Consider the following 25,161-nt stretch of genomic DNA (forward strand, 5'->3'; position numbering starts at 1 on the left):
GGCTTACTCCTTGATCAGCGTGGCGGTGGCGATGGCGGCGATGCCTTCCTCGCGGCCCGTAAAGCCCAGACGTTCCGACGTGGTCGCCTTGACCGAGATCCGGCCCGGCTCCATCCCCATGATGCGGGCAAGCGCTGAGGCCATCTCGAGCGCATGGGGGCCGATCTTCGGGCGCTCGCAGATCAGCGTGACATCGACATTGCCGATCCGGAAGCCGCGCGTCTCAGCCAGTTTCACCGCATGATCGAGGAAGATTTCCGACGCGGCGCCCTTCCATTGCGGGTCCGAGGGCGGGAAATGCCGCCCGATATCGCCCTCGGCCAGCGCGCCATAGATCGCATCGGTCAGCGCATGCATCCCCACATCGGCGTCGGAATGGCCCCTGAGCGTGGCGCTATGGGGCACCTTGACCCCGCAGAGGATCACATGATCGCCCGGCTCGAACGCGTGCACGTCATAGCCATGCCCCAAACGGATATCCATCTTGCCTCCAAGTTGTCTCTCGGCCCGGGCGAAATCCTCCGGGTAGGTAATCTTGAAATTGTCTTCCGAGCCGCGCGTGATCGCAACCGAAAGGCCCGCGGCACGGGCGACCTCAACGTCATCGGCGGCCCCGCCCGGGTGAGCGCGATGGGCGCTCAGGATCGCGTCGAAATCGAAGCCTTGCGGGGTTTGCGCGCGCCAAAGCCCGCTGCGGTCCTGCGTGCCGGTGACCTGACCCTCGGCCCCGGTCCAGAGCGCGTCCGATACGGGTAGGGCGGGCGCTGCGGCAGGGGCTGTTTCCAACGCCTTCAGGACACCGTCGATCACCTCGGGGCTAACGAAAGGCCGCGCGCCGTCATGGATCAGCACCTTGCTCACGCCCGAGCCTTCAAGCATTTCCAGCGCGTTGCGCACCGAGGCGTCACGGCTTCCCCCCCCGGCGCAGAGCGTAACCGCGCCGCCGAAAAGCGCCACGCCGCGCGCCATGTCTTCGGGATGCAGGACAACGACGATGCGCTTCATGCCCGCGAAAGCCGCGACCGTATGGGCGAGCACCGGCTTGCCGGCGAGCATCTGCCATTGCTTCGGCTGCGCCCCTCCGGCGCGGGTGCCGCGCCCGGCGGCAACGATGATCACGGCGACAGTCATGAGCACTCCCTTTGCGCCAAAGGCTTAGGCCAAGGGGCAGGGCGGTGCAATCGTCTGAAATGCATCGCGCGTGGCCCGCGATGCGACATTGTGACTACTGCCTTTGATCAAAAAATACGCAAATGCTGATTTTTCCCGCCACATAGGGCTGGATCCAATTGTGATTCTCCGGTCGAACGCCTAGATCTTGGTTCAAAGAGTGACAGGAACGCACGTGCCTCAGGTTTTGGCCCTCGACGACATTCAGATTTCGCCGCCGGTTCTTCTGGCGCCGATGGCCGGGATCACCGACCTTCCGTTCCGCCGGATGGTCGCGCGCTTCGGCGCGGGCCTTGTCGTGTCCGAAATGGTGGCCTCAGGCGAGATGCTCACGAAAAAGCCCTCGGTGCGAGCCAAGGCGCGGGTTGAGATGGGGCTGGAGCTGCCGACCTCGGTACAGCTCGCGGGCCGCGAGGCGCAGCCGATGGCCGAGGCCGCGAAGATGGTGGCCGACATGGGCGCGCGGATCATCGACATCAACATGGGCTGCCCGGCCAAGAAGGTGACGGGCGGGGCCTCCGGCTCGGCGCTGATGCGCGACCCCGATCATGCGCTGCGCCTGATCGAGGCGACGGTGAATGCGGTCGATCTGCCGGTGACGCTGAAGATGCGCCTTGGCTGGTGTGATGACAGCCGCAACGCGCCCGAGATCGCGCGCGGCGCGGAAGCGGCGGGGATCCGGATGATCGTGGTGCACGGGCGCACGCGGATGCAGTTCTACAAAGGTGAGGCCGACTGGGCTGCGATCGCCGAGACCCGCGATGCGGTGAAGATCCCGGTCGTGGCCAATGGCGATATCGTGGATGCGGCTTCGGCGCGGGTGGCGCTGGCGCAATCGGGCGCGGCTGGCGTTATGGTCGGTCGCGGTGCCCAGGGTGCGCCCTGGCGGCTGGCAGAGATCAGCCATGCGCTGTTTGGTGCCCCGGCGCCGACGGTGCCGCACGGAAGCGCGCTTTCCGAATTTATTTCAGAGCATTACGAGGCGATCTTGAGCTTTTACGGCCGCGATCTGGGGCTGCGTCTCGCACGCAAGCACCTCGGTTGGTATGCCGATGAGGCCGGCGCGCCTCTGCGCGCCGAAATGATGGTCTCGGAAACCCCCGAGGCCACGCTCTCCCTGATTGAACGCGCCTTTGGCGAAAGGATGGCGGCATGAACCTTCCCGCGCCCGGCATCATTTGGAATTCCCTGCCGACCCCGGCGTTGTTGATCGACGGCGAGGACAAGGTCGACGAGGTGAACCCGGCTGCCGAGCTGTTCCTCAACCTCTCGGCTAAGTCGCTGAGGGGGCAGACCATCGGTGAACGGCTGGCGATCTCCGCCCCGCTAGAGGAGATCTTCTCACGGGTGCGCAAGAACCGTGCGTCTCTCTTCGTCAATGATGTCGAGGTTACGACCGGCGAGAAGGCCCCGGTGCAATGCAACCTGCAAGCCGCACCGGTGGGCGAAGAGCCCGACCGTGTGCTCCTGCTGATCGAGCCGCGCGAACTGGCGGACCGGCTGGGCCGCGCGAGCTTGGTGAAATCGGCCGCACGCTCGGCGATCGGCATGGCCGAGATGCTTGCCCATGAGATCAAGAACCCGCTTGCCGGGATTGCCGGGGCGGCCCAGCTCCTGAGCATGAACTTGTCTGGAGAAGACCTTGAATTGACGGATCTTATTGTTGATGAGACACGCCGGATCGTGAAGCTTCTCGAACAGGTGGAACAGTTCGGCAATGTCCGCGCACCCGAGAAGAAGCCGGTCAATATCCATGACGTTCTGGACCGCGCGCGCAAATCGGCCGGTGTGGGTTTCGGCGCGCATATGACGATCACCGAAGAATACGATCCTTCGCTGCCGCCGACTCTGGGCGATGCAGATCAGCTTACGCAGGTTTTCCTGAACTTGCTGAAGAATGCGGCGGAAGCGTCGGAAGGTGCAGGGAAAATCAAGATCCGCACCTTCTATGAGCACAGCCTGCGCCTGCGTCGCGCCGATGGCTCGGGCCAGCCGCTGCCGCTTCAGGTCGAGATCATCGACGACGGTCCCGGCATCCCGCACGAAATCGCCAACGAGATCTTCGAGCCCTTCGTCTCGGGCCGTGAGAATGGCACCGGGCTCGGTCTTGCGTTGGTCTCGAAGATCATTTCCGATCATGACGGCTGGGTCTCGCTCGACTCGGTGCCCGGCCGTACCCGTTTCCGTATTTCCCTGCCAGTTGCGCCCAAGGAGGCTTGATCCATGGACGGCACCGTTCTTGTCGCCGATGACGATCGCACGATCCGAACCGTTCTGACCCAGGCCCTGACCCGAGCCGGCTGCAAGGTCCATGCCACGGCCTCTCTGGTCACGCTTATGCGCTGGGTCGAGGAGGGCAAGGGTGACCTCGTGATCTCGGATGTGATCATGCCCGATGGTAACGGTCTCGAGGCGCTGCCGAAGATTTCGGAAGAGCGACCCGGCCTGCCGGTGATCGTGATCTCGGCGCAAAACACGATCATGACGGCGATCCAGGCGGCCGAGGCCGATGCTTTCGACTACCTGCCCAAGCCCTTCGATCTGCCCGACCTGATGAAGCGCGCGCAAAAGGCGCTTGAGCAGAAACGCCGCGCGCCGATGCCCACGAAACCGGGCGAGCCGGTGACCGAGGGCGGCGATCTGCCACTCGTCGGGCGCACCGCGGCGATGCAAGAGCTTTACCGACTCGTCGCGCGGGTGATGAACGCCGATCTTCCGGTTCTCATCTCGGGCGAGAGCGGGACCGGTAAATCCCTGATCGCGCGCGCAATTCATGACTTCTCCGACCGTCGCACGCTGCCTTTCGTGGTGGCTCAGGCCGGTGACCTGCAAGGCGCGGACGGTCCGGCCATGCTGTTGTCGAAAGCCAAGGGCGGCTCGCTCGTCTTCGACGAGGTGGGCGATTACGACGATGATACGCAGGCCCGGATCGTGCGCATGCTCGACGCGCTGCCCGACCCCGCGCCGCGGATCATGGCGACGACGCAGATCGATCTCGCGGGGCTGATGGAGGCGGGTAAATTCCGTCAGGATCTGTTCTATCGTCTCGGTGGCGTCACGCTGAACGTCCCGAGCTTGCGTGAACGGGTCGAGGATATCCCGCTTCTGGCCGAGCATTTCCTGGGCCGTGCCGAGCGTGACGGGTTGGGCACGCGCCGTTTCACTCCCGAGGCGATGCAACTCGTGCGCGCCTATAGCTGGCCGGGCAATGTCCGCCAGCTCGAGAACACGATCCGCCGGCTTGCCGTGACCTCCTCGGAGGAAGAAATCGCGCGCTCCGAGGTGGAGTTCGTCCTCGGCAACCAGCCCGCGATCGAGCCGCTGCGCCAGGGCGGCGAGGGCGAGAAACTCTCGGCCTCGATCGCGCGCCACCTCCGGCGCTATTTCGACCTTCACGGCGGTTCGCTCCCGCCTGCGGGGCTTTACGATCGTATTCTCAAGGAGATGGAGGGCCCGCTGATCGAGATCGCTCTCGATGCAACCGGCGGCAATCAGGCAAGATGTGCCGATCTTCTTGGCATCAACCGCAATACGTTGCGGAAAAAGATCACCGATCTGGATATTCAGGTGACACGCCGCCGCAAACTGATGTAAACCGGCAACAGGGGATTGTGGCTTTTCCGCTGTCACGGATTCGCGAGCCCACTCCTGAAATTTGGGGGCATCGGTGCAGGGCAGCACGGCATATCGGTCAGGCTGGGACAGGCTGGCGCGCTTTCGGCGTCAGCGGCGCGTTCGCAACATTTTCACGCTGAGCCTCGTGGTCCTCGGGCCCGTTCTGGCGATCGGAACTTTCGTCGTTCTGGGGCCGATGGGGCAGGGTGCGGACAGCGCTTCGCTGCGCCTGATCCTGCTTGGTGACTTCGTCTATTTCCTCGTGCTTGCCGGGCTGATCCTAATGCGCCTTGCGCAGATGGTGGCAGCGCGCAGGGCGCGTTCTGCCGGATCGCGGCTCACATTGCGCCTGACCGGTGTCTTCGCCGGGATCGCGCTGGTGCCGACGGTGTTGGTCGCGGTTTTCGCCGGGCTGACAGTGAATATCGGTCTGGAGGGATGGTTTTCCGATCGGGTGCGTTCGGTGGTGGGGACATCGCTGCAAGCCGCCGAAGCCTATCAGGCCGAACACAAGCGCGATCTGGTGCAGGATAGCCGGGCGCTGGCGGGTTTTCTCAATCTGCGCCGTCAGGCGTCGACGTTCATGTCCGATGGCGAGCTGCGCGAGCTGCTGATCGCCGGACAGGCGGGCATCCAGCGCGGCGTCAAGGAAGCCTATGTCATTGACGGAACAGGCAAGATCATTGCGCGGGGGGACCGGTCCTATCTCTTCGATTACGAGCAGCCCTCGTCCCGGGATATCGTCGAGGCGCAAAAGGGTGAGACCGTCCTGATCGAGGACTGGCCGATGTCCGAACTGCGCGCGCTGATCCGGCTCGACGCTTTCGTGGATCGCTACCTCTATATTTCCCGGAAAGTCGACGGGCAGATCCTGTCCCTGCTGGATCAGACACGCGAAACCGTAACGCTTTACCAGCAGCTCGAGACCGCGCGCGGGCGGGTGATCTTCGAGTTCGGCCTCGTCTATTTCGGATTCGCGCTGATCCTGATCCTTGCCGCGGTCTGGCTGGGGCTCTGGTTTGCCGAACGCCTGTCGAAGCCGATCGGGCGCCTTGCCGCTGCCGCCGAACGTGTCGGTGCGGGAGATCTAGATGCTCGGGTGATCGAGGCCGAGGGCGATGACGAGATCGCGACGCTCGGCGCGGCGTTCAACCGGATGACGAGCCAGCTCAAGGGGCAGCGCATGGCGCTGGTCGAGAACCACCGCGAGACGGAGGAGCGGCGCCGCCTTTTCGATTCCGTGCTGTCCTCGGTGACCTCGGGCGTGATCGGTCTTGACGCCGACGGGCGCATCGACTTCGTGAACCGCGCCGCGACGCAACTGCTCGAGCTCGACAGCATCCGCGATCATTCGCGCGAACTGGCCAATGCCGTTCCCGAGTTCGACAATCTTTTCAGGCGCTTGCAGGACGGTCTTAATGAGGTGGCTCAGGAAGAGGTGCGCGTCTCTCGCGGCGGCCGGCTCGAAAGCCTGCTCGTGCGCATGGCGGTGCGACGCAACGATCTGGGCGCGCCCGAAGGCTATGTCGTCGCTTTCGAAGACGTGACAGAACTCGTCTCGGCGCAGCGCATGGCCGCCTGGGGCGACGTTGCGCGACGCATCGCGCATGAGATCAAGAACCCTCTCACCCCGATCCAGCTGTCGGCCGAGCGTATCAAGCGCAAATTCGGCAAGATCACAGAAGGCGAGGATGCCGAGGCGCTGGAACAGCTGACCGGTGTCATCGTGCGCCAGACCAACGATCTGCGCCGTATTGTGGACGAGTTTTCGCGCTTCGCGCGGATGCCCGAACCCAACCGCGCCGATCACGATCTCGCGCAATTGGTGCGCGACGCGGTGACCTTGCAGCAAGATGCGCTGCATGGGGCGGAGCTGATCTCTGACGTTCCGACCGAGCCGGTGATCGTCGAACTGGATGCGACGATGATCTCTCAGGCGGTGACGAACTTGATCAAGAACGCCGGGGAAGCGATTGAATCCTATATCGAAAAAGGCCCCGAGGACGGGTTTGCTCCGCAGGTGCGCCTCGCGATGGAGGTGACCCCCGAACAGGTCACGATCCGCATCGCCGATAACGGGATCGGCCTGCCGCCCGACCGCGCGCGGCTCTTCGAGCCTTACGTGACGACGCGCGAGAAAGGGACCGGTCTGGGGCTTCCCATCGTTAAGAAGATCATCGAGGAACATGGCGGGACATTGTCCCTCAGCGACGCGCCCGCCTTCACAGAGGGCGCCCATCGCGGGGCGCTCGCCGAAATCAGGCTACCGCGCGCGCGCGCAGCGCTGCGGGCCATCAAGGAGAGGGGCGAGGCCCCCGGGGAAGTGACATGAGCGACATCCTGATCGTCGACGACGAGAAAGACATCCGCGAGCTGATCGCCGACATCCTGCGCGACGAGGGGTTCCAGACGCGGCTCGCGGCGAATTCCAACGAATGCATGGATGAAATCAACGCGCAGGAACCGGCGTTGATGATCCTCGATATCTGGCTGAAGGACAGCATGATGGACGGGATCGACATCCTCAAGACGGTCAAGCGCGACAACCCCGACGTGCCCGTGATCATCATCTCAGGCCACGGCAATATCGAGATCGCCGTCGCCGCGATCAAGCAGGGCGCCTATGACTTCATCGAGAAACCCTTCAACATCGATCAGCTGATGGTGGTGATCTCCCGCGCGATGGAGACCGCCCGTCTGCGTCGCGAAAACTCGACCCTCAAGCGCCGCGACATGTCCTCGGGCGAGATGATCGGCGACTCGGCAGCTTTCCGGCGGCTCAAGGATCAGCTCGACAAGGTCACCAAATCGAACGGCCGGGTGATGCTGACGGGCGAGCCCGGCTCGGGCAAGGAGATGGCCGCGCGCTATATCCACCAGTTCTCGACCCGCGCCGCTGGTCCTTTCGTCACCGTCGCCTCCGCCTCGATCGAGCCCGACCGGATGGAAGAGGTTCTCTTCGGGCGCGAAACGCCCGAGCGCGGCGTGGAAAAAGGTCTGCTGGAACAGGCCCATGGCGGCGTGATCTATTTCGACGAGGTGGCCGAGATGCCGCTCGGCACGCAATCGAAGATCCTGCGCGTGCTGACCGACCAGCAATTCCTCCGCGTGGGCGGGGCCGACAAGGTGCGCGTCGATCTGCGCGTGATCTCCTCCACGACCCGCGACCTGACCGCGATGATCCGCGAAGGCGGCTTCCGCCAGGAACTCTTCGACCGTCTCAATGTCGTGCCGATCGAAGTGCCGCCGCTGGCCGAGCGCCGCGAGGACGTTCCGCTTCTGGCCGAACATTTCCTGCGCGGCTTCAACGAGACGCAGGGCCTGCCGCTGCGCGAGATCACCGAAGAGGCGGCGGCGCTGATGCAGACGATGGATTGGCCCGGCAATGTGCGCCAGCTGCGCAACGTGATCGAGCGGGTTCTGATCCTCGGCGAAGGCTCCGGTCCGATCGAGGCGCGCGAGCTGCCCGGGCAGGAAACGCCCGCCGAAGAGGGCCGCATCGTGCTGGGCGGGGCGCTTGCGACGCTGCCCTTGCGCGAGGCGCGCGAACTCTTCGAGCGCGAATACCTGCTCACCCAGATCAACCGCTTCGGGGGCAATATCTCGCGCACCGCGAATTTCGTCGGCATGGAGCGCTCGGCGCTGCATCGCAAGCTGAAATCCCTCGGCGTCGTCACCACGAACAAGGCGGGTGCGCGCGTCGCGCAATTCGAGGGCGACGAGGAGCAATAAGAAAACGCGCGAGGGATTTACCCCTCGCGCGTTTCTTCTTCCTCTTGGCGGAAATATCCCGGGGGGTCAGGGGGCAGCGCCCCCCTTTCTTATTTCTCAGGCAAGAGCCCGCGCGGGCTGAAACGCAGCACGCCCAGCAAGATCACCCCCATCACCAGCATCCGCATATGCGGGGCCGACTGGATCAGGTGCTCCTTGACGCCGCCATCGGGGAAGGGCGAAGCGAGAGCCGCCATGATGTCGGGCCCCCAGTCTCCGGCCTTGACCCAGACATACCAGATCAGCACGCCTCCGAGGATCGAGCCCCAGTTATTGCCCGAGCCGCCCACGATCACCATCACGAGGATCAGGAAGGTGTAGCGCAGCGGGTTGTAGGAGGTCGGCGTCATCTGCCCGTCGAGCGAGATCATCATCGCGCCCGCAAGCCCGATCACCGCCGAGCCCAGCACGAAGATCTGCAAATGGCGGCGGGTGACGTTCTTGCCCATCGCGGCGGCCGAGATCTCGTTGTCGCGGATCGCGCGCATCATCCGGCCCCAGGGTGATTTCAGCGCCTTCTGCGTCAGCCAGATCAGTGCGCAAAGCACGACCACGAAGAGCAAGAGGAAAGCCAACTTCACCGTGATCGTCGAAGCGAGCTGCGGATCCATGCCCCAGCTCTGCGCCTTGGCGACGAATTCCGCGCTGTTTTGCAGGTCGATCTCGTAGGGAACCGGCCAGGGGCGCGGGATGCCGTTGACGTTGAGCACGCCGCGGTCAAGCCATTGCTCGTTCTTGAGCACCGCCACGAGGATCTCGGCAATCCCGAGCGTCGCGATGGCGAGATAGTCCGAGCGCAGACCCAAGGCCGTCTTGCCCACGAGCCAGGCCGCCCCAGCGGCCAGGATTGCGCCCACGGGCCAGGAGATCAGCGTCGGCAGGCCGAGCCCGCCGAGGTTGCCCTGCGCCGAGGGGTTGATCGCCTCGATCGCTTCGACCGCCGGGTCGAAGGCCCAGCGATAAGCGAAGAATCCCGCGATCAGCACGGCCGTCACCGCGAGCCCGCGCAAGCGGCCCGTTACGTTGCGCCAGATCCAGATCGCCGCCAGCACCGCGACGATGGCGATGAAGAAGGCAAGCATGATGCCAAAGCCCCCCGCCTTGAACGCACCGGGCGTCGGCGGCATCGAGATCAGCACGGGCGCGAGACCGCCAAGCGCGAGGAACCCCATCGCGCCCGCGTTGAACAGCCCCGCATAGCCCCATTGCATGTTCACCCCAAGCGCCATGACCGCGCTCAGAAGGCCCATGTTCAGAATGCCGAGCGCCGAGTTCCAGCCCGAGGTGAAGCCCTCGAACAGGATCAGCACGGCCATGATGGCGAAGAAGAGCGGCGCGCGCATCGCGCTCGATTCACCGGGTTGTCGTGTGGTGCTCATACGATTTTCCCCTTGAAGAGGCCGGTCGGCTTGAAGATCAGCACGAGGATCAGGATCGTGAAGCTGACCGCATATTTGTAATCGGTGGACAGAAGCTGGACGAGCCCGTCAGGTTGCCAGTTCGGGATCAGGTAGGTCACGACCTTTTTCCACGCATAGGTGAGCCCGACCTCCGAGAAGGAGATCACGAAGCCACCCGCGATCGCACCCACCGGATTGCCGATGCCGCCGACGATGGCCGAGGCGAAGATCGGCAGCAGGAGCTGGAAATAGGTGAAGGCCTTGAAGCTCTTGTCGAGCCCGTAAAGCGTGCCCGCAATGGTCGCCAGCGCCCCGGTGATGATCCAGGTGACGGCCACGACGCGGTTCGGGTCGATACCCGAGAGAAGCGCCAGGTCCTCGTTGTCGGAAAACGCGCGCATCGATTTGCCGGTGCGGGTCTTGCCGAGGAACCAGAACAGTGCGGCGACGGTGATGATCGCGGTGACCACGGTGATCACCTGCGTCGAGCGCAGCGTGAGAGGCTCGGAAAGCCCGGTCATCTCGCGCCATTGCCGCGCGTTGATGACGAAACGCGCGCCATCGTCGAAATTGATCTGGTCGACGCCGATCAGGAAGCGGGTGAGCGCGTTCATCACGAACATCACGCCCACCGAGACCATGACCATGACCACCGGAGCGGCCCGGACCTTGCGGTAATACTGATAGACGACCTTGTCGGTCCCGAGCATCAGCGCCGCGGTGATCGCGATGCCGAAGGGCAGGGCGAGCAGCGCCGTCGGCAGCGGTCCGAGGCTGATCCCCATCGCCTGAAAGCCCCAGGTGATCAGGATCACGATGCCCGTGCCGAAAGCCATCGTGTCGCCATGGGCGAAGTTGGAAAAGCGCAGGATCGAATAGATCAGCGTGACCCCGAGCGCGCCAAGCGCAAGCTGCGCGCCATAGGCGGTGGCGGGAATGATGACGTAGTTGGTGACCGCGACAAGCGCGTTGATGAGATCCATTGCTCAGCCCCCCAGGAAGGTGCGGCGGACTTCCGGATCGGCCAAGAGCGCCTGTCCGGTGTCGGTATATTTGTTGGTGCCTTGCACGAGGACATAGCCTTTGTCCGCGATTTCAAGCGCTTGGCGAGCATTCTGTTCGACCATCAGGATCGAGATGCCGGTGCGGGCAACCTCGATGATCCGGTCGAAGAGCTCGTCCATCACGATCGGCGAGACGCCCGCGGTCGGCTCGTCGAGCATCAGGAGCTTCGGCTGGGTCATCAGCGCGCGGCCCACGGCCACCTGCTGACGCTGCCCGCCCGAAAGCTCGCCCGCATTCTGGCGGCGCTTTTCCTTCAGGATCGGGAACAGCTCGTAGACCTGCTCCATCGTGCCGGTGAAATCGTCATTGCGGATAAAAGCGCCCATCTCGAGGTTTTCTTCGACGCTCATGGTCGGGAAGACGTTGTTGACCTGCGGCACGAAGCCCATGCCCTTCTTCACCCGGTCCTGGGGCGAAAGCGCGGTGATATCCTCGCCATCAAGCGTCACCGACCCGCCGCGCAGGGCGAGCATCCCGAAGACCGCCTTCATCGCGGTGGATTTGCCCGCGCCGTTGGGGCCCACGATCACGGCTATCTCGCCCTTCTCGACGGTCAGCGTGCAGGAATGCAGGATGTCGGCCTTGCCGTAGCCGCCGGTCATCTCCGAGGCGTTCAGATAGCTCATTTCGCGCCTCCCTTGCCGGCTTCGTCGCCCAGACCGGGCTGCGCGCCGTGGTCTTCATGGGCGGCGGCCTCGGCGGCTTCCTCGGCCTTGACCTTGTTCTTGAGGCCGGTGCCCAGATAGGCCTCGATGACGGCCTCGTTTTCCATGATGTGATCGGCGGACCCTTCGGCGAGCACCTTGCCCTCGGCCATCACGATGACCGGATCGCAGAGGCGGCCGATGAAATCCATGTCATGCTCGATCACGCAGAAGGTGTAGCCGCGTTCCTTGTTGAGGCGCACGATCGCATCGCCGATCGTGTTGAGAAGCGTCCGGTTCACGCCCGCGCCGACCTCGTCGAGGAACACGATCTTGGCCTCGACCATCATCGTGCGACCAAGCTCCAACAGCTTTTTCTGGCCGCCCGAGAGATTGCCCGCCTTCTCGTCTTTGAGATGCGATATCGTCAGGAAATCAAGCACTTCATCGGCTTTCTTCAGAAGCGCCGCTTCTTCGTCGCGGATCCGTCCACGACCGAACCAGGTGTTCCAGAGCGTCTCGCCGGCCTGGCCCGAGGGCACCATCATCAGGTTCTCGCGCACGCTGAGCGAGGGAAATTCATGCGCGATCTGGAAGGTGCGCAGAAGCCCCTTGTGAAAGAGCTCGTGGGGCGCGAGCCCGGTGATGTCCTCGCCATCCATCGTGACGCGGCCCGAAGTGGGGGCGTGCACGCCGGCGATGACGTTGAAGAGGGTGGATTTGCCGGCGCCATTCGGCCCGATCAGACCGGTAATCGAACCGGTCGCGATTTCGAGACTCGCGCCATCGACGGCGCGGAAACCGCCGAAGGATTTTACTAGTTTTTCAACCCGGATCATGGGGTCCCCTGACTTCATGCTTTGCGCGAGCATTGCGCCGCAAGGTCTTGTTTTAATTGGAAACAGCCCGGATCTCTCCGGGCTGCTTCGCGTCTGTTTTCAGTTCAACGGTACTGGACCGTCTCCATCTTGCCGTCCTTGAACTCGATCTCGCGGAAGGTGCCGGCGGCTTCGCCATTGCCGATCAGGTGAACGGCGGTCGCGCCTTCATAGTTGATCGCCTTGCCTTCCTTGATCAGTTCGAGAGCCTTGGCGAGTTCGCCCGGATAGATCTTCTCGCCATCGCCATTGGCGATGTCCATGATCTTGTCCTTGTAGACCTTCGGATCGGTCGAGTTCGCGGCTTCCATCGCGAGCAGCATCAGCGCCGCGGCATCATAGGCTTCGCCCGAGTAGACGGAGCTGCCGTCGAAGCCGGCGGCTTCGGCCAGCGCGAGGAACTTGTCATGGCCTTCGCCTTCCGAGGCGGGCATCTGACCGAAGGAGCCGTTAACTTCCGAACCAAAATTGTCCTGCAGGGTCTGGCTGACCATGCCGTCGGGGAACACGAACGTCTCGAAGGCGCCGGTGTCGAGCGCGCCGCGCAGGATGCCCGAGCCGCCCTGGTCGATATAGCCCGCGATCACGAGCGCTTCGCCACCGGCCGAGGCCAGCGAGGCCACTTCGGCCGAATAATCGCCCTTGCCGTCTTCGTGCGCGGCCGAGATCGTCACGGAACCGCCCTTGGCCTTGTAGGCCTTCTCGAAGCTGTCCGCGAGACCCTTGCCATAGTCGTTGTTGGTATAGGTCAGAGCGACGGATTTGATGCCTTTTTCGAGGATCTCGTCGGCCATGACTTCGCCCTGACGCGCATCCGACGGCGCGGTGCGGAAGAACAGGCCGTCATCGGGCAGGGTCGAGAGCGCCGGCGAGGTGGCCGAGGGCGAGATCATCACCATGCCGTTCGGCATCGCGACGTTTTGCAGAACGGCAGTGGTCGCACCCGAGCACATCGCGCCCATGATGCCCGACACCTTGTCGGAGGTGACCAGCGTTTCGCCCGCCGCGGTCGCGGCTGCCGCGTCGACGCAGGTCGAGTCGCCGCGCACCGGGGTCACGGTGTCGCCGCCCAGCAGCTTGCCGGAATCCGAGACTTCCTTCATCGCCAGCTCGGCGCCCTGTGCCATCGGCGGGGACAGGGATTCGAGCGGGCCGGTGAAGCCCAGCAGGACGCCCATCTTCACATCCGCGGCGTAAGCGCCGGTCGCGGCAAAGGCGATCGCGGCCGAGGCCAGAAGAATTCGTTTCATTTATTCACTCCCGTGTTGGAACTCGCGTTCTGGCGCGAGGTTAGTGTGCGGTTATGCAAATGTGAAGAACCGCTGGCGCGGCGATCACGCGAAAAACCGACCTGAAGGTCAAGACCGGGCGAAATCGACGTAACGGCAATGTGGGGGTGCGTGCAAATTCGTGAAAAAATTCGCTCCGTTTCGCGCAACTTTCAATCATCGGCGAAATCGGCTTCGGGGCCTTCGGTTGCATCCATGTTGTCACGTTCGCCCATAGCGGAAGTGCCGCGCTCGCGGTAGGGAGTCGTCTGGTAATGTGCGCGGTAGCATTTCGAGAAATGCGACGGGCTCGCAAAGCCGCAAGCCATCGCGACATTGATCACGCTCATCTCGGTCTGCATCAGCAGGTTGCGCGCCTTTTGCAGCCGCAATTCCATGTAATAGCGCTTCGGGCTGCGGTTGAGGTAGCGGCGAAACAGCCGTTCCAGCTGGCGCGCGGACATGCCGACCTCGGTGGCGAGTTGTGCGGGACTGATCGGATCCTCGATATTGGTTTCCATCCGCCCGATCACCTGGGCGAGCTTGGGATGCCGCACACCGATGCGGGTCGGGATCGAGAGCCGCTGGGTGTCGCGATCGGTGCGGATGGTCGAATGGATGAGCTGGTCGGCGACGGTATTGGCAAGCTCTTCACCGTGATCGCGCGCGATCAATCGCAGCATCAGGTCGATCGAGGCCGTGCCGCCCGCGGTCGTCACGCGGTTGCCGTCGATCACGAAAACGCCCTTGGTCAGTTCGACATCGGGGAAGTCCTCGGTGAAGGAATCGGTGTTTTCCCAATGGATCGTGGCGCGCTTGCCATCGAGAAGCCCGGCCTTGGCCAGCGCATAGGAGCCGGTGCATAGCCCGCCCATCACCGAGCCGCGCCGTGCCTCGCGGCGCAGCCAGCTGAGAACCGGCTTCGTCACCGCCTCGACCACGTCGATACCGCCGCAGACCAGAACCATCGTGTCGCGTCCGAGCTCTTCCAGACCGATATCGGTGCGAAACACCGTGCCGTTGGAGCAGGCGACATCGGCACCGTCTTCAGAGGCGAGCTTCCACGAATAGAGCATGCGCCCGGAAACCTGGTTTGCCAGTCGCAGCGGCTCGATTGCGCTGGCGAAGGCCATCATCGTGAACCGGTCGAGAAGCAGGAACACGACCGAGCGATGGCGGCTGTCCTCGCCGAGGCGGATCATTCCCTGCGACGGCGCGGGACGACGGGCAGGGCGGGGCGGGGAACGGTCGGACATGGGCGATCTCTTTGGAACCTCTCGGCTTCTTACGCAAAGCTGAAAATCGAGATCTCTGCAAGGGGCGGCTCGTGCGGGGACTTGCAGGGAGCTTTGGCATGTTAGCGTTAAATTCGGGTTTGTTCTCGGGCGTCGGCGAGTCTATAAGCGCGCCCTGAAAAGATACCATGCTTTGGAGGATCAGATGGGCAAGGGTTGGAGCAAATCGGACTGGCGCGCGAAACCGCGGGTTCAGATGCCCGACTATCCCGATCAGGCGGCGCTGCACGCGGTAGAGGAAACCCTCTCGCGGATGCCCCCTCTGGTCTTTGCGGGTGAGGCGCGCAAGCTCAAGGCGGAACTGGCCAAGGCCGCCAAGGGCGAGGCCTTCCTGCTTCAGGGCGGCGATTGCGCCGAAGCGTTCGGCGAATTCTCGGCCGACAACATCCGCGACACCTTCAAGGTCATGCTGCAGATGGCGGTCGTGCTCACCTGGGGCGCGAAAGTGCCGGTGATCAAGGTCGGCCGGATGGCGGGCCAGTTCGCCAAGCCGCGCTCGGCGCCCACCGAGGTGATCAACGGCGAGGAACTGCCGAGCTACCGCGGCGACATCATCAACGGCTTCGACTTCACCGAAGCGGCGCGTTTGCCCGATCCGAACCGGATGCTTCAGGCCTATACGCAGGCTGCGGCTTCGCTGAACCTGCTGCGCGCCTTCTCGACCGGCGGTTACGCCGATATTCACCGCGTCCAGAGCTGGATCGCGGGCTTCACCGATGCCGAGGAAGCCGAGAAATACCGCAAGGTGGCCGACCAGATCTCGGATGCGATGGAATTCATGCGCGCCGCCGGCGTGACCTCGGAAACCGCGCATGAGCTGGGATCGGTCGATTTCTACACCTCCCACGAGGCGCTGCTTCTGGAATATGAAGAGGCGCTGTGCCGCATCGATTCAACCACCGGTCTGCCGATCGCGGGAACGGGCCACATGCTCTGGATCGGCGACCGCACCCGTCAGGTCGACGGCGCGCATGTCGAATTCTGCCGCGGTGTGCAAAACCCGATCGGCCTGAAATGCGGCCCCACCACCACCGAGGACGACCTCAAGGCGCTGATGGCCAAGCTGAACCCCGAAAACGAGGCGGGCCGCCTGACGCTCATCGCGCGTTTCGGCGCGGGCAAGGTCGGCGATCACCTGCCGCGCCTGATCCGCACGGTCGAGGCCGAGGGCGCCAATGTCGTCTGGTCCTGCGACCCGATGCACGGCAACACGATCAAATCGGCCAGCGGCTTCAAGACGCGCCCCTTCGATAGCGTGCTGCGCGAGGTGCGCGAGTTCTTCGCAATCCACAAGGCCGAAGGCACGATCCCGGGCGGCGTGCATTTCGAGATGACCGGCAAGGACGTGACCGAATGCACCGGCGGCGTGCGCGCGGTGACCGACGAGGACCTTTCCTCGCGTTACCACACCGCGTGCGACCCGCGCCTGAACGCGAGCCAATCGCTGGAACTGGCGTTCCTCGTGGCCGAGGAACTTCAGGACCGTCGCAAGCTGGCCAAGGCTGCCTCGCAGTAAGCGGCGCACAGAAGAAACAGCAAAGGCCCGGGACTTCCCCGGGCCTTTTTCGTTGGTTCGGGCGTGCAGCCTCAATCCATCGGATGCGGCAACTCGACCGTGAAGAGCTTGAACCGCGTTGCCTGATGGCGGTTGAAGTTGTTGTCGCTTGCGGTGAGCATCGTCTCGCGTCCGCCGATGACCGGTCCGAAGGCGATATCTTCGAGATCATCCACCGCGATCCCGGGCATTCCGGGGGAAAGCGCGAACCACAGCGCCTTGTGCACGGGGCGATCGCGGATGCGGTCGATCCGGTCCTCGCCCGCGATATTGCTCGCGCCTTTTGTCGAGACCACGTAGAAGCGCACGGAATTTCCGACGCCCGCCGCATAGCCGCGCTCGACGGTCACCAGCCGACCGTCAGGCAGGGCCGCGAGCGCGGTCAGCCCGTTTGAGGCCGGGCCATCGAATTTCGTCGGGCGGGCCGGGATCGTGTCTGTGTAATAGACATATTCCGCGCGCGGCTGCCCGGTCTCGGGATCGAGCATCAACAGCCGCACCGGGCTTTGCTCGGTATAGCTTGCGACAGGGCCGTCTTGCGCCAGCGCCTCCTCGGTCGCCGCGATCAGCGTGTGACCGTCGGGGCCGAGGTCGAGCGCGTCGATCGGGTGATCGGGCCGCACGCCATGCGCGCGCAGGCCTTGCGCGGCGAAAGCCGGGGGCAGGGGCACGGGGGCTGCGCCATCGCCTGCGCTCGATGCGGAGAAGAGTGCAGGACCTGTCCCCTCTATGTCCTCGGCGCTCCAGTAGATCCGGTCATGCGCGGGATCGACCGCGACGCCGCCCGCGCGGACCTGTGCCCCGAATGCTGCGCCATCGGGGCCGCGCAGGGGCCGCATGCCCAGAATATCGAGCCCAGAAAAACGGCCGTTCTCGACCGCGATGCGCAGATGATAAAGGCGCGGCGGGCCGTTGTCGCCATGCGCGTCCGAAATCGCGACGAACTGCCCCGAGCGCGGGTCATAGGAGAGATCCGAGAGACCGCCGAACGGCACGCCCTCGATCGAGAGGCCGGTCGGCAACGTGATTTCTCCGATCAGCTCGGGCGCGGGGAGAGGGCCTGAAAACGTAGGCAAAGGCGCGAAGGCAAAAGCGCAAAGCAACAGGGCAGGGCGCATCGGTCGGGCTCCTTTCGGGTCGCAGCAATGGTAGAGCCCCTGCCGCGTCTGTCTGCCGACATTCCCCTGACAACGTTTCACTTTGGCGTGGCGGGCCCGTGTCCCTGCGTGAGCGAAAACCTCACCCGCGCGGGTGCAATTCACCCATTCGCAACGAAAATTCGATTGTGTTTCATCCTCCCGTGAAGCTATTGTCACCTTTAGTCGGCTTCGCGCAGAGCGTGCGGGGTCCACGGAATTCGCTGAGATCGGGGCAGAGGTCTCGCGCATGGCGCGAAGCAGCCCGGGCTCAACCGATTGGCCGGAAGGCCGTAAGTTTGTCTCCCTCTGCCGCATTGCGCGGGATGGAGGCCGTCAATTGGGTCCGCCCCGCCGGCAATGGCGACCGGATCTTGGAAAGAACCGCGATGATGCGTGACAGGATTTCGCTGATGGAGACGGGAAGGCCTCGGGCCACCGCCATCTGCGCGCAGGTCCGCATGCTCGCCTCAAGGACAGTCCCGGCCCTGCATGCCGCCTCGCCCCCGGGCAGGCGGTCGACACGGGTCGGCCTATTGGATTTACATGGCAAAGAAGATGCTCATCGATGCCACCCACGCGGAAGAGACCCGCGTCGTGGTGGTGGACGGCAACAAGGTCGAGGAATTTGACTTTGAAACCATCAACAAACGGCAGCTCGCCGGCAATATCTACCTCGCAAAGGTAACCCGCGTCGAACCGTCGCTTCAGGCGGCCTTCGTGGATTACGGCGGAAACCGTCACGGGTTCCTCGCCTTTGCGGAAATCCATCCCGATTACTACCAGATCCCGGTTGCCGATCGCGAGGCGCTGCTCGAGGAAGAGCGTCAACTCGCCGAGGCTGCTGCCGAGGAAGAGGACAAGCCGAAATCCTCGCGCCGTCGCCGCTCGCGCCGGTCCTCGGCAAAGGCCGAGAAGGCGACGCAGGACGATGCGGTGATCAGCTCGGAAGAGATCCCCGGCATGGCCGTGGTCGACCTGTCCGAGGGCGACGAGGCTGCGGCGGGCGAAGCTTCCGCCGAAGGCGCCGCTCCCGAGGCGCAGGCTGACGAGGCGCCCGTTGAGACCGCCGCGTCCGAAGAGGCCCCGGCCGAAGCCGACGAAGCCGCCGCGGAAGCGATCGAAGCTTCGGAAGAGGCCGACGAGGCCGAGGCTTCCGACGATGACGAGACCGACGCCGACGAGGAAACCGACGAGGACGCAGAGGCCGCCGAGGCCGATCACGGCATCGAATCGGTTGCCGAGGAAGACGTTCACGAGGAAATCCGCCCGGCGCGCAAACCGCGCCCGCGCCGCTACAAGATCCAGGAAGTGATCAAGGTGCGCCAGATCATGCTGGTGCAGGTCGTCAAGGAAGAGCGCGGCAACAAGGGCGCGGCGCTGACCACCTATCTCTCGCTCGCGGGCCGCTATTGCGTGCTCATGCCCAATACCGCGCGCGGTGGCGGGATCAGCCGCAAGATCACCAACGCGGCCGACCGCAAGAAGCTCAAGGAGATCGCGAGCGAACTCGACGTGCCGAAAGGCGCGGGGCTGATCGTGCGCACCGCCGGCGCGCAGCGCACCAAGACCGAGATCAAGCGCGACTACGAATACCTGATGCGCCTGTGGGAGCAGATCCGCGACCTGACGATGAAATCCATCGCACCCGCGCCGATCTACGAAGAGGGCGACCTGATCAAGCGCTCGATCCGCGACCTCTATTCGAAGGATATCGACGAGGTTCTGGTCGAGGGTGAGCGCGGCTATCGCGCGGCCAAGGACTTCATGAAGATGATCATGCCGTCCCACGCCAAGAACGTGAAGCATTACGCCGAGGCGTTGCCGCTCTTCGCGCGTCATCAGGTCGAGAGCTATCTCGGCTCGATGTTCAACCCGACCGTGCAGCTGAAATCCGGCGGTTACATCGTGATCGGCGTGACCGAGGCGCTCGTGGCGATCGACGTGAACTCGGGTCGGGCCACCAAGGAAGGCTCGATCGAGGAGACCGCGCTCAAGACCAACCTTGAGGCTGCCGAAGAGGTCGCTCGCCAGCTGCGCCTGCGCGATCTCGCGGGTCTGATCGTGATCGATTTCATCGACATGGAAGAGCGCAAGAACAACAACGCGGTCGAGAAGCGTCTGAAGGACAAGCTGAAGACCGACCGCGCGCGCATCCAGGTCGGTCGCATCTCGGGCTTCGGCCTGCTGGAAATGAGCCGCCAGCGCCTGCGTCCGGGGATGATCGAATCGACGACCCAACCCTGTCCGCATTGCCACGGCACCGGCCTCATCCGTTCGGATGACAGCCTTGCGCTGACCGTGCTGCGCGCGATCGAGGAAGAAGGGACGCGCAAGCGCGCCCGCGAGGTTCTCGTGCGCGCGCCGGTGGCGGTCGCGAATTACCTGATGAACGCCAAGCGCGAGCATGTCGCGAACATCGAGGCGCGTTACGGTCTGTCGGTCCGCATCGAGGCGGCGCCGGAACTCGTCTCGCCCGATTTCACCATCGAAAAGTTCAAGACCGCGACCCGCTTCGTGCCCGAAGTGACCAGCCCGGTCGTTTCGGCCTCCGCGAGCCTGATGGCCGAGATCGACGAGATGGAGGATGAGGTCGAGGAAGAGGACGAGACCGAGGCCGAGGTCGAGACCCCGGAGGTCGAGTCGGACGCCGAGGACCAGCCCAAGAAGAAGCGCCGTCGTCGTCGTCGCCGCAAGAAGCCGAACGGCGATCAGGCAGAGTTCAACGGATCCGAGGAGGGTTCGGACGAGGAAGGCGCGGAGAGCGACGCCGAGACCGAAGAGACCGCCGAGGAAACCACTCCGGCCGATGCCGAGCCTGCCGAAGCAGCCGAGGCTGCGCCGGTCGAGGAAGAGGCGCCCAAGCCCAAGCGCCGTTCGCGTTCGCGCAAGAAGGCGGAGCCCGCCGAGGCTGAGGTGACCGAAACCGCGACGACCGAGGCTGAGGCCGAGGCTGCGACGGAAGAAAAGCCCAAGCGCCGGACCCGTACGCGCAAGAAAAAGGAACCCGAAGCCGAGGCTCAGGCCGCGGTCGAGGGATCTGACGCTGTGGCCGAAGTCTCCGAAGAGGCACCGAAGCCGAAGCGTCGCACCCGCTCGCGCAAGAAAGTCGAGGAACCGGTCGCCGAGGCCGAACCCGAAACCCCTGCGCCCGAGCCCCCCGAGCCCGACGCTCCTGTCGAGCCGGTCGAGCCGGATGCTCCGGTCGAGACGCCCGAGCCGAGCCCGGAAGAGGCGCCGGACGTGACCCCCGAGGAGACGCCCGAGGCCCCCGAGCCAGAGACGCCCTTCGAGGAGCCCGTCGAGATGCCCCAGCCCGACGCGCCGGTCGAGATCCCGACGATGAGCGTCGAAGGCGAGGGGGAGGTTCTTGTCGAGGATGACACCAAGCCCAAACGTCGCGGCTGGTGGAGCCGGGGCTGAGAGCTCTGAAATGACGAAGGCCGGGCAGAGCGCCCGGCCTTTTTCTTTTGCGCGGCCGCGATCAGGCGGCTTGCGTCGCGCGTGCCCGGCTCAATTGCAGGGCTGCCCGCGCGGCCTCTCGGCCCTTCTCGACGAAATGGGCGCGGAAGATGCGTCCGTGATGCTCGGTCTCTTGGTACTGATGCGGCGTCAGCGAGACCGAGAGCACCGGAACCCCGGTCTCCAGCCCCACCTGCATCAGGCCGTTGACCACCGCCTGCGCGACAAAGTCATGGCGATAGATCCCGCCATCGACCACGAACGCGGCTGCGGCAATCGCGCCATAGCGTCCACTTCGCGCCAATTCCTGCGCGCGCAGAGGTAACTCGAACGCCCCCGGCACATCGAAGACATCGACCTGTGCGGCGGGGATCTCGTGCAAGAACCCGACCAATGCCTGATCGACGATGTCGGCATGCCAGCTGGCCTTGATGAAAGCGTAACGGGTGTGTGTCATCGTGAACTCCTTTTCGTGCGACACGTCACCCAAGGCGATCACAGGCAGACCTTCCCGCCCGCAAGGCGGGCCGGGTCGGCTGCTGCTCTCTTTCATCCGGACTATGACCGTCGGCTCAGGCCTCGCACCTGATCTGCTGACCCTCTCACGACGGAAAGGCGCTCGCGGGCTCGCAAGGGATCAACCCCGCATACCGCCGGTGGGGAATTTCGCCCCGCCCTGAGAGTGAGCGAAGAGTTTCACGCAAGGGCCGCGATGGCAAGGGGAGCGGTTCAGCCCTTGCGCACGTAATAGACCTTGAGGCCTTCCCAGTCCTCGGCATCAAGCAGTTTGTGGCCCGATTGCGCACAGAAATGAGGGACATCGACCCATGACGCGCCATCGGTCGCCGCAAGCCGCACAACCGCGCCGGAGCTGGCCGTTTCCAGCGCCTTGCGCAACCGCAGGACGGGCAGGGGGCAAAGCAGACCCCGGGCGTCAATATCGATGTCGGCGTGCATGACTCGCGCTTTAGGCCCGGCGCGCGGATTTGTCCACGCGGATGTTATCTCACGACCCGGTGACCGCGCCCGCGCAATCAGCTAGAGGAGAGATATGTTTGGAATCGATCTCGTCTCCGCCGCCTTCCTGCCCGCCGCCTTCGTTGCGCTTTTCGCGGGTCTTTTGTCCTTCCTGAGCCCCTGCGTGCTGCCGATCGTGCCGCCCTACCTGGCCTATATGGGCGGGGTCACGATGGGCGATCTGCGCGAGGGCAAGCGTTCGGCGGTGGTGCCGGCGATCTTCTTCGTACTAGGCCTGTCGACGGTGTTCCTCTTCATGGGATTCGCCGCCTCTACCTTCGGGCGGTTCTTCCTGACCAATCAGGTGCTCTTCGGACGGATCGCGGGCGGGGTGATCGTGATCCTCGGGCTGCATTTCCTCGGTCTTTTCCGCATTCCGATCCTCGATCGCGAGGCGCGGCTCGATGCGGGAGATCGCGGTGGCTCCTCGCTTGGCGCCTATGTGCTGGGGCTCGCCTTCGCCTTCGGCTGGACGCCCTGCATAGGCCCGCAACTCGGAGCGATCCTGTCGCTCGCCGCTCAGGGCGGAGACCAGATGCGCGGCACCGCGCTGCTGGCGATCTACGCGATGGGGCTGGGCATTCCTTTCCTGCTCGCCGCGATCTTCATCCAGCGCGCGATCGGGGTGATGAACCGGCTGAAGAAATACATGGGTGTGATCGAGAAGACGATGGGCGCGCTTCTGGTGATCGTCGGCCTGTTGCTTCTGACCAATGCTTTCTCGACGATCAGTTTCTGGTTGCTTGATACCTTCCCCGGCCTCGCGAAGCTAGGCTGACCTCCGGCAAGAGGGGGCGCTGCCCCCTCGGCGCGTTCCGCGCCTCACCCCCGGGATATTTTCGCCAATTCGAAGGTGCGAAGCGTCGTCTGAACCAGAACCGGCATTTTGAGATCGGGCGGGACAGGCGCGGACATCGATGACCGCCCAGGTCGGGTTTACGCGGATCCCCGCCTCGCTGCGGATCGCAGTCGGGCAGGTCCTCATTTCTTCGAATTGGAAGAAATATCCCGGGGGTGAATTTTCCTGAAAGGAAAAGAGGGGGCAGCGCCCCCTCTTTCTTATCTCAGCCTTCAGCGCGCGCGGCGCGTTTGCGCTCATGCGGGTCGAGGTGGCGCTTGCGCAGGCGGATCGCCTTGGGCGTCACTTCGACGAGCTCGTCATCGTTGATATAGGCGATCGCTTCTTCGAGCGACATCCGCACCGGCGGGGTGAGGCGGACCGCTTCGTCGGTGCCCGATGCACGAACGTTGGTCAGCTTCTTGCCCTTGAGCGGGTTCACTTCGAGATCGTTGTCGCGCGAATGCTCGCCGATGATCATGCCCGTGTAGACCTGCTCCTGCGCACCGATGAAGAGCTTGCCGCGTTCTTCGAGGTTCCACAGCGCATAGGCCACGGACACACCGTTCTCCATCGAGATCAGCACGCCCTGGCGGCGACCCTCGATCGTGCCCTTGTAGGGGGCCCAGCCGTGGAAGATACGGTTCAGCACGCCGTTGCCGCGCGTGTCGGTCATGAACTCGCCCTGGTAGCCGATCAGGCCGCGCGAGGGGACATGGGCGACGATGCGGGTCTTGCCGTGGCCGGCGGGGCGCATCTCGGTCATCTCGCCCTTGCGCGCGCCGGTGAGCTTCTCGATCACCACGCCCGAGAATTCGTCATCCACGTCGACGATGACTTCCTCGATCGGCTCCATCCGCTGGCCGTCTTCCTCGCGGAAGATCACGCGCGGGCGCGAGATCGACAGTTCGAACCCTTCGCGGCGCATGTTCTCGATCAGAACGCCCATCTGGAGTTCGCCACGTCCCGAAACGACGAAGGCCTCGCCGCCCGGCGTGTCCTCGATCTTGATCGCGACGTTCGACTCGGCCTCTTTCATCAGGCGGTCGCGGATCACGCGCGACTGGACCTTCGAGCCGTCCTTGCCCGCCAGCGGGCTGTCATTGATGCCGAAAGTCACGGAGATGGTCGGCGGGTCGATTGGCTGGGCCGGGATCGGATCGTCGATCTCGGGGGCGCAGAGCGTATCGGCCACGGTGGCCTTGGTCATGCCCGCGACGGTGACGATGTCGCCAGCCTCGGCGACGTCGATCGGCTGCTGGCCGAGACCGCGGAACGCGAGGATCTTGGTGCATCGGAAGGATTCGATCCGCTCGCCCTTGCGGCTCAGGGCCTTGAGCTGGTCGCCGACCTTGAGGCGCCCGGCCTCGACGCGGCCGGTCAGGATGCGGCCGATGAACGGGTCGGAAGAGAGCGTGGTCGCGAGCATCTGGAAAGGCTCGTCGGCGCGGAATTCCTGCTTGGGCGGTTCGACATGCTCGAGGATCAGGTCGAAGAGCGCCGAGAGATCCTCGCGCGGCCCGTCGAGTTCGCGATCCGCCCAGCCGCCGATGCCCGAGGCATAGACATGGGGGAAGTCGAGCTGTTCGTCGGTGGCGCCGAGGTTGGCGAAGAGGTCGAACACTTCGTTGAGCGCGTTGTCGGGGTCGGCTGCGGGCTTGTCGACCTTGTTGAGCACGACGATCGGCTTGAGGCCGAGCGCCAGCGCTTTCGAGGTCACGAACTTGGTTTGCGGCATCGGGCCTTCGGCGGCATCGACGAGCAGGCAAACGCCGTCGACCATCGACAGGATGCGCTCCACCTCGCCACCGAAATCGGCGTGGCCGGGGGTGTCGACGATATTGATGCGCGTGCCTTTCCACTCGACCGAGGTGGCCTTGGCGAGGATGGTGATGCCGCGCTCGCGCTCGATATCGTTGCTGTCCATCGCGCGCTCGGCGACGGCCTGGTTTTCACGGAAAGCGCCCGATTGGCGCAGGAGCTGGTCCACGAGCGTCGTCTTGCCGTGGTCCACGTGTGCGATGATCGCAATGTTGCGAAGGTCCAT

The 25,161-nt window shown here is 64.2% G+C and carries 19 protein-coding genes and 1 riboswitch; of the genes, 8 read left to right on the top strand and 11 right to left on the bottom strand.

The features are described 5' to 3' along the window. Positions 1-3: 3 nt before the first annotated feature. Positions 4-1,131 carry a bifunctional 2-C-methyl-D-erythritol 4-phosphate cytidylyltransferase/2-C-methyl-D-erythritol 2,4-cyclodiphosphate synthase gene (locus tag BMI90_RS06260; RefSeq protein WP_078527326.1) on the bottom strand — a complete coding sequence of 376 codons (1,128 nt, stop codon included), beginning with the start codon at positions 1,129-1,131 and terminating at the stop codon, positions 4-6. Positions 1,132-1,345: 214 nt separating this feature from the next. On the opposite strand from BMI90_RS06260, the gene dusB reads away from it, so the two are divergent. From dusB to BMI90_RS06285, 5 genes are all read left to right on the top strand, one after another. Then, entirely contained in the window at positions 1,346-2,326 is a 981-nt protein-coding gene (dusB, locus tag BMI90_RS06265) for a tRNA dihydrouridine synthase DusB (RefSeq protein WP_281491807.1), read from the top strand. Next, on the top strand, positions 2,323-3,390 hold the full coding sequence (locus tag BMI90_RS06270; RefSeq protein ID WP_078527330.1) for an ATP-binding protein: 1,068 nt from the start codon (positions 2,323-2,325) through the stop codon (positions 3,388-3,390). The genes dusB and BMI90_RS06270 overlap by 4 nt, the downstream gene beginning before the upstream one ends. A 3-nt stretch (positions 3,391-3,393) precedes the next feature. Next, complete coding sequence (locus tag BMI90_RS06275) at positions 3,394-4,764, top strand: response regulator (RefSeq protein WP_078527332.1); 1,371 nt, start codon at positions 3,394-3,396, stop codon at positions 4,762-4,764. Between the two features lie 73 nt (positions 4,765-4,837). After that, entirely contained in the window at positions 4,838-7,117 is a 2,280-nt protein-coding gene (locus tag BMI90_RS06280; protein ID WP_246831499.1) for a PAS domain-containing sensor histidine kinase, read from the top strand. Beyond that, a complete protein-coding gene (locus BMI90_RS06285; RefSeq protein ID WP_078527336.1) occupies positions 7,114-8,517 on the top strand; it encodes a sigma-54 dependent transcriptional regulator in 1,404 nt (467 codons plus the stop codon). The genes BMI90_RS06280 and BMI90_RS06285 overlap by 4 nt, the downstream gene beginning before the upstream one ends. 89 nt (positions 8,518-8,606) lie before the next feature. On the opposite strand, the gene BMI90_RS06290 is transcribed toward BMI90_RS06285, so the two are convergent. The 6 genes from BMI90_RS06290 to BMI90_RS06315 all read right to left on the bottom strand — a co-directional run bounded on the left by BMI90_RS06290 (position 8,607) and on the right by BMI90_RS06315 (position 15,013). Continuing rightward, positions 8,607-9,935 (bottom strand): branched-chain amino acid ABC transporter permease, encoded by a 1,329-nt coding sequence (locus BMI90_RS06290; RefSeq protein WP_078527338.1) that lies wholly within the window; start codon positions 9,933-9,935, stop codon positions 8,607-8,609. After that, a complete protein-coding gene (locus BMI90_RS06295) occupies positions 9,932-10,939 on the bottom strand; it encodes a branched-chain amino acid ABC transporter permease (RefSeq protein ID WP_078527340.1) in 1,008 nt (335 codons plus the stop codon). The genes BMI90_RS06290 and BMI90_RS06295 overlap by 4 nt, the downstream gene beginning before the upstream one ends. A 3-nt stretch (positions 10,940-10,942) precedes the next feature. Further along, entirely contained in the window at positions 10,943-11,647 is a 705-nt protein-coding gene (locus BMI90_RS06300; RefSeq protein ID WP_078527342.1) for an ABC transporter ATP-binding protein, read from the bottom strand. Then, positions 11,644-12,504, bottom strand: coding sequence for an ABC transporter ATP-binding protein (locus BMI90_RS06305; protein WP_078527344.1), 861 nt, complete (start codon positions 12,502-12,504; stop codon positions 11,644-11,646). The genes BMI90_RS06300 and BMI90_RS06305 overlap by 4 nt, the downstream gene beginning before the upstream one ends. A 104-nt stretch (positions 12,505-12,608) precedes the next feature. Further along, entirely contained in the window at positions 12,609-13,793 is a 1,185-nt protein-coding gene (locus tag BMI90_RS06310) for an ABC transporter substrate-binding protein (protein ID WP_078527346.1), read from the bottom strand. 191 nt (positions 13,794-13,984) lie between these two features. Further along, positions 13,985-15,013, bottom strand: coding sequence for a GlxA family transcriptional regulator (locus BMI90_RS06315; protein WP_093469844.1), 1,029 nt, complete (start codon positions 15,011-15,013; stop codon positions 13,985-13,987). A 238-nt stretch (positions 15,014-15,251) separates the two neighbouring features. Here BMI90_RS06315 and BMI90_RS06320 point away from each other — a divergent pair, with 238 nt between their 5' ends. Continuing rightward, positions 15,252-16,622: a 3-deoxy-7-phosphoheptulonate synthase class II gene (locus BMI90_RS06320; RefSeq protein WP_078528086.1), complete on the top strand. Its 1,371-nt coding sequence runs from the start codon at positions 15,252-15,254 to the stop codon at positions 16,620-16,622. A 71-nt stretch (positions 16,623-16,693) separates the two neighbouring features. On the opposite strand, the gene BMI90_RS06325 is transcribed toward BMI90_RS06320, so the two are convergent. Beyond that, on the bottom strand, positions 16,694-17,779 hold the full coding sequence (locus BMI90_RS06325) for an esterase-like activity of phytase family protein (protein ID WP_168172730.1): 1,086 nt from the start codon (positions 17,777-17,779) through the stop codon (positions 16,694-16,696). 564 nt (positions 17,780-18,343) lie between these two features. On the opposite strand from BMI90_RS06325, the gene BMI90_RS06330 reads away from it, so the two are divergent. Beyond that, positions 18,344-21,220, top strand: coding sequence for a ribonuclease E/G (locus tag BMI90_RS06330; RefSeq protein WP_078527354.1), 2,877 nt, complete (start codon positions 18,344-18,346; stop codon positions 21,218-21,220). 61 nt (positions 21,221-21,281) lie between these two features. Here BMI90_RS06330 and BMI90_RS06335 read toward each other — a convergent pair whose 3' ends face one another. Then, positions 21,282-21,812 (bottom strand): 6,7-dimethyl-8-ribityllumazine synthase, encoded by a 531-nt coding sequence (locus BMI90_RS06335; protein ID WP_281491808.1) that lies wholly within the window; start codon positions 21,810-21,812, stop codon positions 21,282-21,284. Further along, positions 21,797-21,947, bottom strand: a riboswitch (FMN riboswitch). It overlaps the preceding gene by 16 nt. Positions 21,948-21,988: 41 nt before the next feature. Further along, positions 21,989-22,216, bottom strand: a complete 228-nt coding sequence (locus BMI90_RS06340) for a sulfurtransferase TusA family protein (protein ID WP_078527359.1) — start codon at positions 22,214-22,216, stop codon at positions 21,989-21,991. Positions 22,217-22,310: 94 nt separating this feature from the next. Here BMI90_RS06340 and BMI90_RS06345 point away from each other — a divergent pair, with 94 nt between their 5' ends. Beyond that, positions 22,311-23,054, top strand: a complete 744-nt coding sequence (locus tag BMI90_RS06345) for a cytochrome c biogenesis protein CcdA (protein WP_078527361.1) — start codon at positions 22,311-22,313, stop codon at positions 23,052-23,054. A 286-nt stretch (positions 23,055-23,340) separates the two neighbouring features. Here the strand turns inward: BMI90_RS06345 and typA are convergent, their stop codons facing one another. Beyond that, the gene (typA, locus tag BMI90_RS06350; RefSeq protein WP_078527363.1) at positions 23,341-25,161 is read right to left on the bottom strand and encodes a translational GTPase TypA; all 1,821 of its coding nucleotides are present in this window, start codon (positions 25,159-25,161) and stop codon (positions 23,341-23,343) included.

It is taken from the genome of Thioclava sp. L04-15 (genome assembly GCF_002020275.1).
Classification (GTDB): Bacteria; Pseudomonadota; Alphaproteobacteria; order Rhodobacterales; family Rhodobacteraceae; genus Thioclava; species Thioclava marina.

Coding starts and splice junctions, on each gene's coding strand:
- BMI90_RS06315 (WP_093469844.1), bottom strand. CDS start 15,013: ATGATCCGCCTCGGCGAGGACAGCCGCCATCGCTCGGTCGTGTTCCTG.
- BMI90_RS06340 (WP_078527359.1), bottom strand. CDS start 22,216: ATGCACGCCGACATCGATATTGACGCCCGGGGTCTGCTTTGCCCCCTG.
- BMI90_RS06305 (WP_078527344.1), bottom strand. CDS start 12,504: ATGATCCGGGTTGAAAAACTAGTAAAATCCTTCGGCGGTTTCCGCGCC.
- BMI90_RS06325 (WP_168172730.1), bottom strand. CDS start 17,779: ATGCGCCCTGCCCTGTTGCTTTGCGCTTTTGCCTTCGCGCCTTTGCCT.
- BMI90_RS06320 (WP_078528086.1), top strand. CDS start 15,252: ATGGGCAAGGGTTGGAGCAAATCGGACTGGCGCGCGAAACCGCGGGTT.
- BMI90_RS06310 (WP_078527346.1), bottom strand. CDS start 13,793: ATGAAACGAATTCTTCTGGCCTCGGCCGCGATCGCCTTTGCCGCGACC.
- BMI90_RS06335 (WP_281491808.1), bottom strand. CDS start 21,812: ATGAAAGAGAGCAGCAGCCGACCCGGCCCGCCTTGCGGGCGGGAAGGT.
- BMI90_RS06285 (WP_078527336.1), top strand. CDS start 7,114: ATGAGCGACATCCTGATCGTCGACGACGAGAAAGACATCCGCGAGCTG.
- BMI90_RS06260 (WP_078527326.1), bottom strand. CDS start 1,131: ATGACTGTCGCCGTGATCATCGTTGCCGCCGGGCGCGGCACCCGCGCC.
- BMI90_RS06295 (WP_078527340.1), bottom strand. CDS start 10,939: ATGGATCTCATCAACGCGCTTGTCGCGGTCACCAACTACGTCATCATT.
- BMI90_RS06300 (WP_078527342.1), bottom strand. CDS start 11,647: ATGAGCTATCTGAACGCCTCGGAGATGACCGGCGGCTACGGCAAGGCC.
- BMI90_RS06330 (WP_078527354.1), top strand. CDS start 18,344: ATGGCAAAGAAGATGCTCATCGATGCCACCCACGCGGAAGAGACCCGC.
- typA (WP_078527363.1), bottom strand. CDS start 25,161: ATGGACCTTCGCAACATTGCGATCATCGCACACGTGGACCACGGCAAG.
- BMI90_RS06275 (WP_078527332.1), top strand. CDS start 3,394: ATGGACGGCACCGTTCTTGTCGCCGATGACGATCGCACGATCCGAACC.
- BMI90_RS06290 (WP_078527338.1), bottom strand. CDS start 9,935: ATGAGCACCACACGACAACCCGGTGAATCGAGCGCGATGCGCGCGCCG.
- BMI90_RS06270 (WP_078527330.1), top strand. CDS start 2,323: ATGAACCTTCCCGCGCCCGGCATCATTTGGAATTCCCTGCCGACCCCG.
- BMI90_RS06345 (WP_078527361.1), top strand. CDS start 22,311: ATGTTTGGAATCGATCTCGTCTCCGCCGCCTTCCTGCCCGCCGCCTTC.